The following is a 13,649-nucleotide window of genomic DNA, read 5'->3' as shown; positions in this document are numbered from 1 at the left end:
AGACGGGGAATGACCGCCCCTTACGATGGGGGGGTAGGACAATTCGCCGCATAGGCCTGCCCCGTGCCTTTCGTTGCGGGATTAGACCGAAAGTCTGCGCATTCTTGCGTCGTCATACCCCGTCGGGGATAGGGTTCGGCGCCATCCGGGCCAGCATCCCGGTGATCCGGCAGATCATGTCGGCGGAGGTCTCGGCAGGGTATGGGGCGATCAGCCTTTGGGTGGGGAACCAAGGCCGCACCCGACTGCCCATCCAGGTCCAGTCCCGGCCCCCCAGCCGCCAGACCGGCACGCCCAGGGCGCCCGCCAGCTCCCCGGCGGCGGTCGCGGGCAGGATGACGAGGTCGAGCGCCGCCATCAGGGCCGCCACCCCCTCCAGGTCGTTCTTGAGGTCCAGATCGTCCCAGCGATGGACGCGCCGGACGCCCCTAGGCTCGATGGAGGCCAATTCGGCGGCGCAGTCCCCATATTGCAGGTTGACGACGTGGACTCCCGGCACCTCCAGCAGCGGCAGCCAGTCGGTGATGCGGGTGTAGGCGCCCTCGCGGTGCGCCGTCACGATCTGGCTGCGCCAGCTGATGCCGACCTTCAGGCCGGGGCCGAGCGCCTCCACCCGCGCCCGCCAGACGGCGGCCCGCTCCGGATCGGCGGTCAGGAAGGCGGGGCGGGGCGGGAAACGCTCCAGCCGGTCTCGCCGCAGAGCTGGCAGGGAGCCGGCGGCGATCTGCAGGTCGCAGTCCGGCGGGTCGAACCGCTCCCGCCCGTCGGGGGCGACGGACTCCGCCCGCACGGTTGCCCAGGGGAAGGCGCGGGCGTACAGGGTGACCAGACGCGGGTCGCATTCCAGAACCACCGTCCCGCCGCTGTCCTTCAGATCGCCGAAGACGGAGGCGAACAGGATTTCATCGCCCAGCCCCTGCTCCGGCCAGACCAGCAGGCGGCGCCCGCGCAGAGGCTCGCCGGTCCACACCGGGAGCGCGATGCGGCGCGCCCGCTGAAGCTGGCGGGCGGAGAAGCGGCGCTCATAGCCGGCCCAGCCGGTGGCGAGGTCGCCGTCCGCCAAGGCGAGAAGTCCGACGTTCCAGGCGGCGAGGGGGAGGCCGGGGGACACCCGCAGGGCGCGGTCGAGGAAATGCCGGCAGAGGGCCGGCCGGTCCGCCATCTTGGCCAGCGTGCCCAGGTTGTTCAGGGTGTCGGCGGAGTCCGGCCGCAGGGTCAGCGCCCGCCGGTAATGGCCCGCCGCAGCCTCGAAGCGCCCTTCGACCTCGCACGCATAGCCGAGGTTGGTGTGGGCAGCCGGGTTGGCCGGGGCAAGGCGGATCGACCGGCGGTGCCAGCGCTTGGCTTCGTCCAGCCGGTCCGGCTGTTTCAGGCTGAGCCCCATGTGGGTCATCGCCTCGGGGAAGTCCGGACGCAGCGCGATGGCGCGGCTGAAACAGGCGTGGGCTTGCTCGGGGCGGTCCAGGGTCTGCCGGACGAGGCCGAGATGGTTCCAGGCCGTGGGAAACTCGGGATCGATCCGGAGCGCTGCCGCGATGTGCTCCTCCGCCTCGGCGTGATGACCGAGCTGATGCTGGATCAGGCCGAGAAGGTGGAGCGCGTCGCTGTGCCGTGGCTCCAGGTCGAGGACCGCGCGGTAGGCCGTCATGGCCGCGTCCAACCGCCCGGAGCGGTGCAGGGCGATGGCGTCGTTCAGCACGGCGTCCGGATCGGCCGGCGGAGTGGTCGGCACCGTCACCGGTGGCAGCGGAGGTGGCGCGGCCGGGCGTGCCGGGGCGGGGCGCAACGCGGCGAGGCGATCCGCCATGCCGGTCAGGACATGGTCGAAGGTCTCGCCGGGGCGCGGCTCGAACAGGCGCATCGCCGGGAACCAGGGGCGCACCGCGGTGCCGAGCTGACTCCAGCTCCGGTGTCCGAAGCGCCAGACCGGCACGCCGAGGGCGCCGGCCAGTTCGCCCGCCGCCGTCGCCGGGGTGATGACGAGATCCAGGTTGGCGGTCAGCGCCGCCGCGCCCTCGAAATCGTCCTTGAGGTCAAGATCGTCCCAGCGGTGGATGGTCACGCCGAAGAGCGCCTCCGCCGCGGCGATCTCCTCGGCGCAGTCGCCGTACTGAAGGTTGACGAACACCACCCCGGTCAGGGCGAACAGGGGCGCCCATTGGTCCAGCGTGGTGTAGGCGCCCTTGTGCTCGGGCGTGGTCCGATGGCTGCGCCAGGCGACACCGACCCTCAGCCCCGGCGCCAGCGCGTCCAGCCGCTCCCGCCAGAGGGCCGTGCGGACCGGATCGGGCTTCAGCCACGCGTCGAACTGGTCGAAGGCGGCCAGCGTTCCCCGGAGCAGGCCGGGCAGGCTGCCCGCCGGAATCTGGAGGTCGGCATCCAGGGGAACCGCCGTCTCCCGTCCATCGGCATCGATGGTCTCCGCCCGCACCGTCGCGCGCGGGAAGGAGCGTGCGAACAGGCTGACCAGCCGCGGGTCGGTCTCGATGGTCACCGGCCCGCCGCCCCAGGCGATGACATCGCCGTAGCAGGAGGCGAACAGGATCTCGTCGCCCACTCCCTGCTCCCGCCAGACCAGCAGGCGGCGCCGGCGCAGCCCCTCGCCCCGCCACCGCGGCGCGTCGATCCGCCGGTCCGGCCGGGCCCGGCCGGCGGCGAAACGCCGCTCGTGGCCCTCCCAGCCGCGCTCCAGCCGGCCGTGCAGAAGAGCGATGATGGCGAGGCTGTCGCTGGCGGCGGCGAGGTTGGGGGCGTGGGCCAGCGCCTCCTCGTAGCAGGCCTCCGCCTTGGTGTAATGCCCCTGGGCCTGCAACGCCTTGCCGAGGTTATGGATGGCCTCCACGGCGTGGGGGTCCCGGCTCAGCGCCTTGCGGAAGCACTGCTCGGCCGGTGCGGGGCGCCCCAGCGTCAGCAGAACGCCCCCCAGGTCGATCAGCGTCGTCAGGCTGTCGGGAGCGCGCTTCAGCGCCTCGCGGTAGGCGATCTCCGCGCTCTCGTAGGCGCCCTTGCGCTGCAGGGCGGCCCCGAGATTGTGGTGGGCCTTCGGATCGTCCGGCCGCAGCCGCAGCGCGGCGCGGGCCTGGGCCAGCGCCTCGTCGGGCCGCCCGGCGGCGCTCAGCGCGTCGCTGAGGTTGGTGTGGGCCTCGGCCATCGCGGGGGCCAGCACCGCGGCGCGGGCGAAGGCGCGCACGGCATCGCCCAGGCGTTTCTGGGCGCGCAGCGCATTGCCGAGATTGTACCAGGCCTTCGCGTAACCCGGCTCAAGCTCCACCGCCGTGGTGAAGGCCAGCGCCGCCAGCCCGGGCAGAGCCTGCGCCTGGAAGGCGTTGCCCAGATTGTGGCGCGGCCGGGCCGACAGCGGATTCAGCGCGGCGGCCATGCGGTGGGCCTGCGCCGCCTCGGCGTGGCGGTCCAGCGCGGCGAGCGCGCTTCCCAGATTGTCGTGGTAGTCGGCGATTCCGCCGGCCTGCCGGATGGCCTCTTCGATCAGCTCGACGGCGGGGCCGGGATGCCCGGCCTGGAGCGCCAGCACGCCCAGCAGGTGCAGCGCGTCGGGGTGGCGCGGGTCGGCCGCCAGGACGGCGCGGTAGTCGCGCTCCGCATCGGCCAGCCGGCCCGCCCGATGGTGGTCGACGGCGCGGCCGAGCCGGGCGGCGAGGGCGTCGGGCGTCGTCGGCGAATCCTGGTCGGTGGGCTGGGTCATGGGGTTCGCCTTTTCCGTCTGCCCGATCCGGCCCCGGGTTGCTGGGCCTGCCGACGGCCTGTTGCCGCCGGACTGTTGCCGGAAGGGAGTGCCATGTTCACCGGTTCCCGGTAAAGATGCTGTTAGAAAGATGCTGTCAGCCCACGCCCCATTCAGGAGCCGTTCCGTGTCCGAGCCGAGCGATCCGCCCCGCCCCCCGTCGCCGCGTCCGGGCCTGCTCGCCCGTGGCGCGGGGAGGCTCGGCGGTCTGGCCGCTCAGGCCATGCGACTCTACGCGGAGGCCAACGCCATGGCCGCCGAGGGGCTGGCCGTGGAGGCGGAGGCCGCCTACCGCCGCACGTTGGGACTGAACCCGCGCTTCGCGGAGGCGCACAACAACCTGGGCAACGTGCTGCGCGCGCTGGGCCGCGCGGAGGAGGCGGTGGCAGCCTATCGCGAGGCGCTGGCCTGCGGCCTCGACCACCCGCTGGTCCATTACAATCTGGCCTCGGCCCTGAAGGCGGCGGGCGACGCGGCGCCGGCCGAGCGGCATTTCCGCCGGGCGTTGGCCGAGGAACCGGCCTATGCCGAGGCGTTCAACAATTTCGCCAACCTGCTGCGCGACGGCGACCGGCTGACCGAGTCCGCCATGGCCTACCGCCGGGCTCTGGCCTTGCGGCCCGACTGGGACGAAGCGCACGACAACCTGTCCGGAGCCCTCTACCTGCTTCACGAGGCGGGGCGGAACGAGGAGGCGGCGCGCTTCGCCCGGCTGTGGCTGCGCGATCATCCCGACCATCCGGTGGCCCGCCACATCGGCGCCGCCATCGCCGGGCTGGACGCCGGGGAGCGGGCGTCCGACGCCTATGTCCGGCAGGTGTTCGACCTGTTCGCCGGGGAATTCGACGACAAGCTGCTGGGCGAGCTGGGCTACCGCGCCCCGGCGCTGCTCGCCGAGGCGGTGACCGATGCCGGGATCATGGCGGACGGGGCTCTGGACGTGCTGGACGCCGGTTGCGGCACCGGCCTGTGCGGTCCCTTCCTGCGCGGCGCGGCGCGGAGTCTGATCGGGGTGGACCTGTCGCCGGGCATGCTGGAGCGCGCCGCCGCCCGCGGCCTGTACGACGCGCTGGAGGAGGCGGAACTCGGCGCCTTCCTGGACGCCCGCCCGGCCTCCTTCGACCTGATCGTGGCCGCGGACGTGCTCTGCTATTTCGGTGCTCTGGACGGGGTGTTGGCACGGGCGGCCGCGGCGATGCGTTCGGGGGGGCGGCTGGCCTTTACGGTGGAGCGGCTGGAGGAGGGCGAAGCGCCCTGGCGGGTCGGCCCGCACGGCCGCTACGCCCACACGGAGGGCCATGTGCGGGACGTCCTGACCGCCGCGGGTCTGATCGTCCTACGCTTCGCCCCGGACACGCTGCGCCACGAGAGCGGCGCGCCGGTGGCCGGGCTGGTGGTGTTGGCGGCGCGGCCCTGACGGGGCCGCAAGCCGGTCTCAGTCGAGCATCGGCAGGCCGGTCTCGATCCGCACCAGGGCGGCGAGCAGGGGGGCGCCGATGTCGCGGCGCACGAAGTTGCTCGCGCGGTCCGCGGCGTTGAGCGAGCCCTGGAAGCTCTTGCGCCAGCGGTCGTCGCCGTACATCACCTTCTCCGCCTTGGCCTTCTGGGCGAGCAGGCCGGGCCGGCGGCCGGCGGAATCATCCACCAGACGGGTCAGCCGCTTCATCAGCTCGTTCGCGCTGGTCGGGTCGCCGCGCTTCAGCGCCGCCTCGATCAGCTCGGCCAGAGCCTCGCCGCGGATGTCGAGGTCCTGCACCTGCTCGGCGTAGGACAGCGCCACCGAGGCGTCGGAGCGGCGGGCGATGCGGCCCAGCACCGCCGGGATCGTCCAGGGATTTTCGTCCTGCACCGTGCGCAGCAGGCCAAGCGCCAGATTGGTGTCGCCCAGCTCCGACGCGGCGACCGCCAGCTCCGGCGGGCAGCAATCGGTCTTGGTCTCGCGGAACTTGGAGAACTGCGTCTCCACCGTGTTCAGGAAGAGGGTGCGGGCGGCGCCCTCCTTGCCGGCGCGCAGCAGCGTCTGGGCGACCAGGCCCAGCTCCCAGCTGCAGTTGCGGGCGGTGGCGTAGGCCTTGGCCTCCTCGGCGAGCTGGCCCGCCAGCGCCATGTCGCCGCGCCACGCCGCCGCCTTGGCGATGTCGGCGAGGTTGTAGATGCGGGTCGAGCATTCCGGGATCTGCCGGGTGATGTCGAGCGCGAGCTGGTTCTGCCCCATCAGGGCGAGCGCGCGGGCGACGAACAGGTCCTGGCCGGCTCCGTCGGCCGCCGTCCCGCGGCGCACCGCGCTGACGAAGGGGGCGATGATCTCCTTGGCCCGCGCGGTGTCGCCGATGGTGTTGTAGGCGACGGCCAGCGACAGCCAGTCCCACCGGGCGGCGGTGATCGGCGTCTCCACCGGGGGCAGCATCTCCGCCACCCGGTGCAGGAAGCACAGCGAGGTCATCGGCTCGTTGCACACCAGCGAGCGGATGCGCGAGCGGAACTCGAAGAAGTCGAAGTCGCCGACGAACTGGTTGGTGACGAGCTGGACGGCCAGCGCGCTGTCCGGAAACTTGACGACGATCTCGTTGAGCAGCCGGTCCGCCTCCTTCAGGAAGCGGCTCTCCTCGGCGATGTCGTAGGTGTTGTCCGCCTGCCGGATCATCTGCATCGCCTGGACGAACAGGCGGTTGGCCGGCCCCTGGTCGGGCTGCGGCTGCTGTGCCGCCGCCGGGGTGCCGGCGCCCCCCGCCGCCACGGTGAACGCCGCCAGCGCCATGAGCAGGCTCATGGCGGCGGAGGCGGCAAGACGGCGGGCGAAGGCGGGCAGGATGGCCATGGCGGTGCGGAGACCCTGGTGCGCTAGAGGACGCGGGCGTAGTTGACGACACGCTGGACGTTCGGCAGCGTGCGGGCGTGCTCGATCACGCGGTCGAGCTCGCCCTGGTGGGTGGCCAGACCCATGAGATAGACGACGCCGTTGACGGTATCGATGCTGAAATTCTGGCTATGAATTTGTGAATCGAAGGTCAGCTTGGTGCGCAGCTGCGTGGTGATCCAGGTGTCGCGGGCGCTGTCCATGATGCCCGAGTCGGTGTCCACCTGGATCTCGTTGATGACTTCCTTGACCCCTTCCACCTGCCAGCACAGGCGCACGGCGTCGAGGCGCATCTGCGCGTCGGTGGCGCGGCCGGTCAGCAGCACGCGGCCCTGGTCGACCGTCAGCCCGATGCGGCTGTGCATCTCCAGCGAGTGCTGGAACCACAGGTGGTTGATGCGGGCCTTGATCTCGGTGTCCGAGGCGAAGCCGGACAGGCCGCGGTGCTCGCTGGCCGCGACGACGGCGGTCCCCCCGGCGGCGCCCAGCACGACGGGTGCGCAGCCAGACGCAAGGCCCGCCACAGCGGCCATCCCGACCAGCGCCCAAAGGCGGCCAAACCCCGACACGCTCTGCCTCCGATCCCCGGCCCGCCGAAAGAACGGGCGGGCGGAAAAAGTCATGCCGCAGGTGCGTTGGCAATGGGGAATCTTGGTGGTGTCAGGCTTCATCGTGGTTTTGTCCCGGGGTGATGCACGAATGTTTCACTCGCTGCGAGCGCGAAGGAATCCGGGCTAGGCGAAGGGCGCGCGCGTCACCAGCCCGGCGATTTCGCGCGCGAGAACGCGGGCGATCTTCTGCCGCGCCTTGGAGTCGCGCAGGATCGCCTCGTCCTTCGGATTCGACAGGAAGCCGGTCTCCAGCAGGACGGACGGAATGTCCGGCGCCTTGAGCACCGCGAAGTTGGCCGAGCGCATCGGGTTGTCCAGCAGCAGCATGTCCTTCCCAGCGCCCTTCACGATCGCGTGGCGGGCCACCAGCGCCGCGTGCTTGGTGTGGCGCGCCGTCAGGTCGAGCAGGATTTCCTTCACGGCCTTCTTGGCGTCCTTCACGTCGACGCCACCCAGCCGGTCCACCGCGTTCTCCTTGTGCGCCAGCGCCGCCGCGAAGGAGTCGGAGCTTTTCTCGGACAGGGTGTAGGCGGAGAGACCGCGGGCCTCGCGGTTGGGCGCGCTGTCGGCGTGGATGGACACGAACAGGTCGGCGCGCGCCGCGCGTGCGGCGTCCACCCGCTCGCCCAGCGCCAGGAAGCGGTCACCGTCGCGGGTCAGGGTCACCCCCAGCTTGTGCTGGCGCGACAGGAGGCGCCCGACCTCCTGCGCGATGTGCAGGGTGATGTCCTTTTCCCGGGTGCCGCGCGCGCCGATGGCCCCCGGGTCGATGCCGCCGTGGCCGGGGTCGAGCACCACCATGCGCGGGCGCGCCGCCGGGCGGGCCTTGGTTTGGGCTCCCGCGGTGTGCGGGAGCAGCAAGGCGCCGGCCCCGGCGAGGGGGAGGGTCAGCGCCAGCTGGAGAAGACGTCTGCGTTCCATTCGCCCCTGATTCCGCAAGGAGTTGGGGCCGCCGAAACCAAAAGTCCTGAGCGCGATCGGAAAGGCGGCGACCGGCCTGGAGAGGCCTGAGGTTGAGCCCAAGGTGTGAGCGTTAACCAATGGGGACGCGCAAAAGGGTTGTCAAGGTCGGCCGGGTTAGCTCCGCCAATTGTCGCGGCCACGCCGTCATGGAGGGCGTCGCCACCCTATGAAGATTCGACTCTTTCCAAGAATTCCTTGATGATGATGGTCGAAAGCGCTAAAATTTTAGAAATAAGCTCGGGAGGTGGCGATGTTGAGGAAAGCCTTGTTCAACATCATCCGGCAGGAGCAGCGCGAGGTCGAAGACGAACTCGAAAAGGAAGAGCGCCGCACGGCTCCCGACGTCGGCCGGGTGGTTGCGTTGCAGCGCGAAGTTACCGACCTGCGGCGCGAACTGGAACATTACCGCGACGCCTGATCGCACGAATACGAACGATGCCATCCGCAAACCCCTTTCCCGCAATGGCGGGAAAGGGGTTTTCTGTATTCGCGCGAGCGTCGCGTCGCCTGCAACGCGTGTGTCATTGCCATGCTGCGGTGCAGCATAATTTTGCTTATTTCGTAAGCAATGAATGGGCCGGGTCCTGGACCTTGACTACAATTTAATCACCGCGTCGCGCGAAATCGCGGAATCCATTGATCCAAAGCAATGGAGAGTTCAAGCGCTGCGGACAGACTTCCGGAGTAGCCTGTTTGTCACAGGGGCGATTTATCCCATCCGGCCAAGCACATGAACGGGCCGGAGCGGCGGGCTGCGGGATTGGGTGGGACCGATGACGAACCGCTGGCACGCCGGTTGCGGAGTGCCAGTCCGAACGCTCCCTGCTCCCTGGATGGAGGGCTGCCCGATGTCGGACGCTGTTTCGGACGCCATGGCCGATGACGCCCAGAACGTCCCCGTTCATTCCCTCGTGCCCACCGTGCGCCGCCGCCGTGGCGGCCAGTTGACCGCCGGCCTGTCGCTGGTGTCGCAACGTTACCTGCTGCTTCTGCGCTTCGCGGTCGTCAACGCCGTGGGCTTCACGCTTCTCGCCGCCGCCTGGGCGGAAGGATTGATTGATCCCATCATCGCCACCGACAGCACGCATCTCTGCCTGCTGATCTTTCTAGTCTTCCTGGCCGGGCTGGGCCTGTCGGCGCAGCGCATCCTGCGCACCAGCCGCGAGCTGAACCGCGCCAAGGAGTTCGACCCGTCAATCCCGTCGCGGGCCGCGCGCTATCTGGCGGAGGTCCGCGGACGGGATTCCGGGGCTCGGTCGATCGCCGCGTCGTGCCTGAAATTCAAGATGTCGGCGCGCATCGGCACGGTGCGGCAGATCTCCTCCACCCTGGTGATCCTCGGCCTGATCGGCACGGTCATCGGCTTCATCATGGCCCTGTCGGGTGTGGACCCGCAGAAGGCCGGCGACGTCGCCGCCATCGGCCCGATGGTGTCGAAGCTGATCGAGGGCATGGCCGTGGCGCTCTACACCACGCTGGTCGGCGGCGTCCTGAACATCTGGCTGAACATCAACATCGGCCTGCTGTCCGGCGCCACGGTGAACCTGATCACCGAGATCGTCGCCGTGGGGGAACGCCATGCAGGCCCTTGACCAGTTCGAGGAGGACGACGCCGGCACCGTCTTCCGCGACGTCATCACGCTGGCGCTCTGCGGCTTCGTGGCGGTGGTCATCCTGCTGCTTCCCCACATCCGGCCGGAGGCCAAGCAGGCCGACGCGGTGGGCGTCGCAGCCCCCGGCAACGTGATGATCGAGGCCCGCTGGCCCGACGAGCTGGACGCCGATGTCGATCTGTGGGTGGAGGCGCCGGGCGACGTGCCGGTCGGCTATTCCAACAAGTCCGGCGTGATCTTCAACCTGCTGCGCGACGACCTCGGCCGCAACGCCGATCCGACGAAGCTGAACTACGAGGCCAGCTACAGCCGCGGCATCCCGCCCGGCGAATACGCGGTGAACCTGCATCTCTACCGGAACAAGGCGATGGTCTTCCCGGTCCCGGTCACCGTGGTGGTCAGCGCCAAGCGGCCGGACGGCGACAACGCGCGCCAGCTCCTCGCCACCACTGTCCAGCTGGACCGGGAAGGGCAGGAGCTGACCGTCTTCCGCTTCAAGCTGACGGAGGCCGGCGAACTGGTCGGCGACAGCGTGCACAGCCTCTACAAGCCCCTGCGCAGCGGGAGGAAATCATGACCCAACTGCTCGACTTCCAGGTCGCCGCGGTCGCGCTGGCCGCCACGCTCGCCACCATTGCCATCTGGGCACCGCGCCGGCTGTGGGTGAAGGTGTCGGCGGTCGCCGTCTCCATCGGCTTCATGCCCGTCGCCTACGCCGGCATGGCCGACCTGCTGAGCAAGCCCAAGCCGGTCCGCATGGAATGGGCGCAGAGCGCCACCGCCCAGGCCACCATTCTGGGCGCCCAGATCAAGGAGGGGCAGGGGATCTACCTGTGGCTCCAGCTGGAGGGCGGGGCCGAGCCGCGCTACTACAAGCTGGCCTGGGACCAGAAGCTGGCCGAACAGCTCCAGCAGGCGATGCGCGAGGCGGAGAGGAACCGCTCCGGCATGGCGATGACGCTCCCCTTCGAGAAGACGCTGGATCCCGACAAGCCGAAATTCTACGCCCTGCCGCAGCCGCAGCTTCCGGAGAAGAACGGCGAGGAGGGCGGGCCGGGGCCGATGGTCTACCGCCACCCCGGCATGGACGCCTGATGCCTTGGCATCGACCGGGCCGTGACGCTGGGAAGGAGGCTCTCTCAGCCCAGCTTCACGTAGCCCCGCTCGATCACCCGCTCCGCCGCTTCGAAGACCGCCTGCATCTCCTCGTAGGCGCGGCGGACACGGGCCAGCTCCTCGATGGCGGCGGCGTTGGGATGCCGGTGATCCGCCACCTTCAGCCCGGCGCGCAGATAGTCGGCCCGCAGCTCCGCCACCCGCACGGCCATGCGCAGGAAGGCGGTCTGGTCGAGGTTCGGCAGTTCCCGCCCCATCACCTCGCAGTTCGCTTCCAGCACCGCCGCTTCCATGTTCTCCAGGAAGTGCATGATCCGGTGCCGCGACGTGCTTTCCGCCGCCTCCGGCGTCAGCAGCTTGTCAACCTTGCCCTTGGCGTATTCGCCGATGATCTTGCCGCCCATGCCCATGGCTCGCCTCCGCGGTCGGTCCAATGCCGAAACGGTGCATTGTCGCATGGGAATCCTTACCAAATGCTGCCGGATGGGCGTTCCGGTATTCCGACATTGCACGATGCATCCCGCGGACGATCGTGCTAGGGAATCCGCCCTCGATTCCAGGTCGCAACGGTAGGCGCGCATGTCCGGCACCGCTTCTGAATACATCCTCACCGTCTCGTGCCCCGATGCCGTGGGCATCGTCTACGCCGTGTCGGGTTTCCTGGCCGAGCGGTCGTGCAACATCATCGACAGCGCGCAGTTCGGCGACCGCGGGACCAATCTGTTCTTCCTGCGCATCCATTTCTCCGCCGAGGCGTCGGGGCCGTCGCAGGCGGAGCTTCAGGCGGCCTTCGCCGAGCAGGTGGCCGAGCGCTTTGGCATGACCTGGAAGCTGCACGACGCCGGGCGGCGCCAGCGGGTGCTCATCATGGTCTCGAAATTCGGGCATTGCCTGAACGACCTGCTGTACCGCTACCGGACCGGCTATCTGCCGATCGAAATCCCGGCCATCGTGTCGAACCACCGCGACTTCTACCAGCTTGCGGCGTGGCACAACATTCCCTTCCATTACCTGCCGGTGAACAACGACAGCAAGGCCCAGCAGGAGGCCCGGCTGCTGGAGATCGCGGAGCAGGAAAAGATCGATCTGGTCGTGCTCGCCCGCTACATGCAGGTGCTGTCCCCGGCCCTGTGCGAGCGGATGGCCGGGCGGGTCATCAACATCCACCACTCCTTCCTGCCCAGCTTCAAGGGCGCCAAGCCGTACCATCAGGCGCACGCCCGCGGCGTGAAGCTGATCGGCGCCACCGCCCATTACGTCACCTCGAACCTCGACGAGGGGCCGATCATCGAGCAGGAGGCGGAGCGCGTCGACCACACGATGACGCCCGACGACCTGGTGGCCATCGGGCGTGACATCGAGAACATCGTGCTGGCTCGGGCGGTCCGCTACCACGTCGAACACCGCGTCCTGCTGAACGGCGGGCGCACCGTCGTCTTCAAGTAAGGCGCTGGTTCAAGTAAGGCGCTGGTCAGGGAGGGCGGTCTTCCGGCAAAGCCGGCTCGCCCTCCACCCGCGGACTCTCAGTGCTTCATGGCGAGCGAGGCTTCCTCGGGGTGGGGGGTGAAGACGGCGCGGGTGATCGCCTGTTCGATCTGCTCGCGGGTGAAGGGCTTGGGAATCACCGGGCCCAGATGCTCCAGCCCCTGCTTGGCCAGCTCATTGGGGAAGGCGGTGACGAAGATCACCGGCAGGAAGCGCTGGCGGCGAAGCTCCCGCGCCACCTCGATCCCGTTGTCGCCCTCGGCCAGTCGGATGTCCATCAGCGCCAGCGTCGGCGCATGGCGGCCTGCCAGCGTCAGCGCCTCGTCCATGGTGGCGGCGTTGCCGCAGACGGTGTGGCCCATGCCGCGCACCGTTTCCGCCAGATCGAAGGCGATGATGGCGTCGTCCTCGACGATCAGGATGGTCGCCGTCAGCTTCGACCGTACCCGCTCGCGCGCGAAGTTCAACCGCTCCACCGCGTCTTCCGGCGCGATGCCCAGAACGGTGGCGGCGTCGGCGACCGGCAGGTCCTCCAGGTTGACCAGCAGGTAAAGCCGGCGGTCCATCTCGTCCAGGCTGTGCAGCGCCGCCTCGACCGGATGGGCGCCGGGCGCGCCGGCCCGGGCGCCGGAACTGTCCTGCAGCTGGTTCAGATAGCGGTAGAGCGAGCCGCGCGACGAGTCGACCGCCGCCGATCCACCCGGCCCGTCCAGATACCATTCCAATGTGCGCGTCACCAGGGCATCCCCCTGCGTCGACGTTCCCGTCAAGGCCCGCGCGTAGCGTCGCAGATAAGGCAGATGTTCCATCAGGTGGCGGGTGTTCTGATCCATGACTTTTTCCCCGTACCTCCAGCCAGTGCGGACCGCCGAAGGGGCGCTGGCTTGCCTGCCGCGTTTCCCGGACTGTGCCGAATGTTCCCGTCCGATCCCTTACAAAGTTAAGTTCATATGGCGCAGTTCGCGCCGTATCGGGAGTGATGACGAAAGGGTTATTCGGGATAGCTTGATCGGATTAAATCCGGTCCCCGGTCGGGCGACGTCATACTTCGTCCGCTTGGGCTCCGGGCCCTTCCGGGCGCTTCGTCGTCCCGCGGTCCGCTGCATGTGCGTGGTGACGGAACAATCGGCAAGGGGAGGGTGTTGGGATTGCCAATGGTGTGATTCCTCCCTGAACCGCCAGTCACTGCCGCCGCAGCGCCTGTCCCATCGAGGACGCGCCGGCGGCGTTTTTTTGCGCGGCACCAAAAAAAACCGCGCCCG

12 protein-coding genes are annotated in these 13,649 nt (G+C 69.4%); 6 read left to right on the top strand and 6 right to left on the bottom strand.

All coding sequences use genetic code 11. The annotated features are described in order from the left end of the window. Positions 1 to 112: 112 nt before the first annotated feature. Entirely contained in the window at positions 113 to 3,703 is a 3,591-nt protein-coding gene (locus FBZ83_RS01365; RefSeq protein WP_145680737.1) for a tetratricopeptide repeat protein, read from the bottom strand. Between the two features lie 166 nt (positions 3,704 to 3,869). Between FBZ83_RS01365 and FBZ83_RS01360 the strand changes: the two genes are divergently transcribed. Next, the gene (locus FBZ83_RS01360; protein ID WP_145680736.1) at positions 3,870 to 5,159 is read left to right on the top strand and encodes a tetratricopeptide repeat protein; all 1,290 of its coding nucleotides are present in this window, start codon (positions 3,870 to 3,872) and stop codon (positions 5,157 to 5,159) included. A gap of 18 nt (positions 5,160 to 5,177) precedes the next feature. Here FBZ83_RS01360 and FBZ83_RS01355 read toward each other — a convergent pair whose 3' ends face one another. From FBZ83_RS01355 to FBZ83_RS01345, 3 genes are all read right to left on the bottom strand, one after another. Continuing rightward, positions 5,178 to 6,560 carry a hypothetical protein gene (locus FBZ83_RS01355; protein WP_145680735.1) on the bottom strand — a complete coding sequence of 461 codons (1,383 nt, stop codon included), beginning with the start codon at positions 6,558 to 6,560 and terminating at the stop codon, positions 5,178 to 5,180. A gap of 23 nt (positions 6,561 to 6,583) precedes the next feature. Beyond that, on the bottom strand, positions 6,584 to 7,168 hold the full coding sequence (locus FBZ83_RS01350; protein WP_035679005.1) for a BON domain-containing protein: 585 nt from the start codon (positions 7,166 to 7,168) through the stop codon (positions 6,584 to 6,586). A gap of 165 nt (positions 7,169 to 7,333) precedes the next feature. Then, a complete protein-coding gene (locus FBZ83_RS01345) occupies positions 7,334 to 8,131 on the bottom strand; it encodes an N-acetylmuramoyl-L-alanine amidase family protein (RefSeq protein ID WP_145680734.1) in 798 nt (265 codons plus the stop codon). 307 nt (positions 8,132 to 8,438) lie between these two features. Here FBZ83_RS01345 and FBZ83_RS31285 point away from each other — a divergent pair, with 307 nt between their 5' ends. The 4 genes from FBZ83_RS31285 (at position 8,439) to FBZ83_RS01330 (ending at position 10,881) form a co-directional block, all read left to right on the top strand. After that, positions 8,439 to 8,591 carry a hypothetical protein gene (locus FBZ83_RS31285; protein ID WP_162473411.1) on the top strand — a complete coding sequence of 51 codons (153 nt, stop codon included), beginning with the start codon at positions 8,439 to 8,441 and terminating at the stop codon, positions 8,589 to 8,591. Positions 8,592 to 9,021: 430 nt separating this feature from the next. Continuing rightward, complete coding sequence (locus FBZ83_RS01340; RefSeq protein ID WP_186465946.1) at positions 9,022 to 9,765, top strand: MotA/TolQ/ExbB proton channel family protein; 744 nt, start codon at positions 9,022 to 9,024, stop codon at positions 9,763 to 9,765. Further along, positions 9,752 to 10,363: a hypothetical protein gene (locus tag FBZ83_RS01335; protein WP_145680732.1), complete on the top strand. Its 612-nt coding sequence runs from the start codon at positions 9,752 to 9,754 to the stop codon at positions 10,361 to 10,363. The genes FBZ83_RS01340 and FBZ83_RS01335 overlap by 14 nt, the downstream gene beginning before the upstream one ends. Continuing rightward, positions 10,360 to 10,881, top strand: a complete 522-nt coding sequence (locus FBZ83_RS01330) for a hypothetical protein (protein ID WP_040134209.1) — start codon at positions 10,360 to 10,362, stop codon at positions 10,879 to 10,881. Before FBZ83_RS01335 ends, FBZ83_RS01330 begins: the two co-directional genes overlap by 4 nt. A 44-nt stretch (positions 10,882 to 10,925) precedes the next feature. Here FBZ83_RS01330 and FBZ83_RS01325 read toward each other — a convergent pair whose 3' ends face one another. Beyond that, complete coding sequence (locus FBZ83_RS01325) at positions 10,926 to 11,312, bottom strand: hypothetical protein (protein WP_145680731.1); 387 nt, start codon at positions 11,310 to 11,312, stop codon at positions 10,926 to 10,928. A 169-nt stretch (positions 11,313 to 11,481) separates the two neighbouring features. Between FBZ83_RS01325 and purU the strand changes: the two genes are divergently transcribed. Beyond that, positions 11,482 to 12,348, top strand: coding sequence for a formyltetrahydrofolate deformylase (gene purU, locus FBZ83_RS01320; RefSeq protein WP_040134208.1), 867 nt, complete (start codon positions 11,482 to 11,484; stop codon positions 12,346 to 12,348). Between the two features lie 77 nt (positions 12,349 to 12,425). On the opposite strand, the gene FBZ83_RS01315 is transcribed toward purU, so the two are convergent. Further along, a complete protein-coding gene (locus FBZ83_RS01315; RefSeq protein ID WP_145680730.1) occupies positions 12,426 to 13,220 on the bottom strand; it encodes a response regulator in 795 nt (264 codons plus the stop codon). Between the last annotated feature and the right edge of the window lie 429 nt (positions 13,221 to 13,649).

It is taken from the genome of Azospirillum brasilense (assembly GCF_007827815.1).
Lineage (GTDB): Bacteria > Pseudomonadota > Alphaproteobacteria > Azospirillales > Azospirillaceae > Azospirillum > Azospirillum brasilense_C.
Note: the sequence above shows the minus strand (reverse complement) of the source record. Positions and strands in the feature narration are given on the sequence as shown.

Excerpts from the sequence above, each read along its gene's own strand:
- FBZ83_RS01365 (WP_145680737.1), bottom strand. The coding sequence starts at position 3,703 with ATGACCCAGCCCACCGACCAGGATTCGCCGACGACGCCCGACGCCCTC.
- FBZ83_RS01355 (WP_145680735.1), bottom strand. The coding sequence starts at position 6,560 with ATGGCCATCCTGCCCGCCTTCGCCCGCCGTCTTGCCGCCTCCGCCGCC.
- FBZ83_RS01345 (WP_145680734.1), bottom strand. The coding sequence starts at position 8,131 with ATGGAACGCAGACGTCTTCTCCAGCTGGCGCTGACCCTCCCCCTCGCC.
- FBZ83_RS01340 (WP_186465946.1), top strand. The coding sequence starts at position 9,022 with ATGTCGGACGCTGTTTCGGACGCCATGGCCGATGACGCCCAGAACGTC.
- FBZ83_RS01335 (WP_145680732.1), top strand. The coding sequence starts at position 9,752 with ATGCAGGCCCTTGACCAGTTCGAGGAGGACGACGCCGGCACCGTCTTC.
- FBZ83_RS01330 (WP_040134209.1), top strand. The coding sequence starts at position 10,360 with ATGACCCAACTGCTCGACTTCCAGGTCGCCGCGGTCGCGCTGGCCGCC.
- FBZ83_RS01325 (WP_145680731.1), bottom strand. The coding sequence starts at position 11,312 with ATGGGCATGGGCGGCAAGATCATCGGCGAATACGCCAAGGGCAAGGTT.
- purU (WP_040134208.1), top strand. The coding sequence starts at position 11,482 with ATGTCCGGCACCGCTTCTGAATACATCCTCACCGTCTCGTGCCCCGAT.
- FBZ83_RS01315 (WP_145680730.1), bottom strand. The coding sequence starts at position 13,220 with ATGGATCAGAACACCCGCCACCTGATGGAACATCTGCCTTATCTGCGA.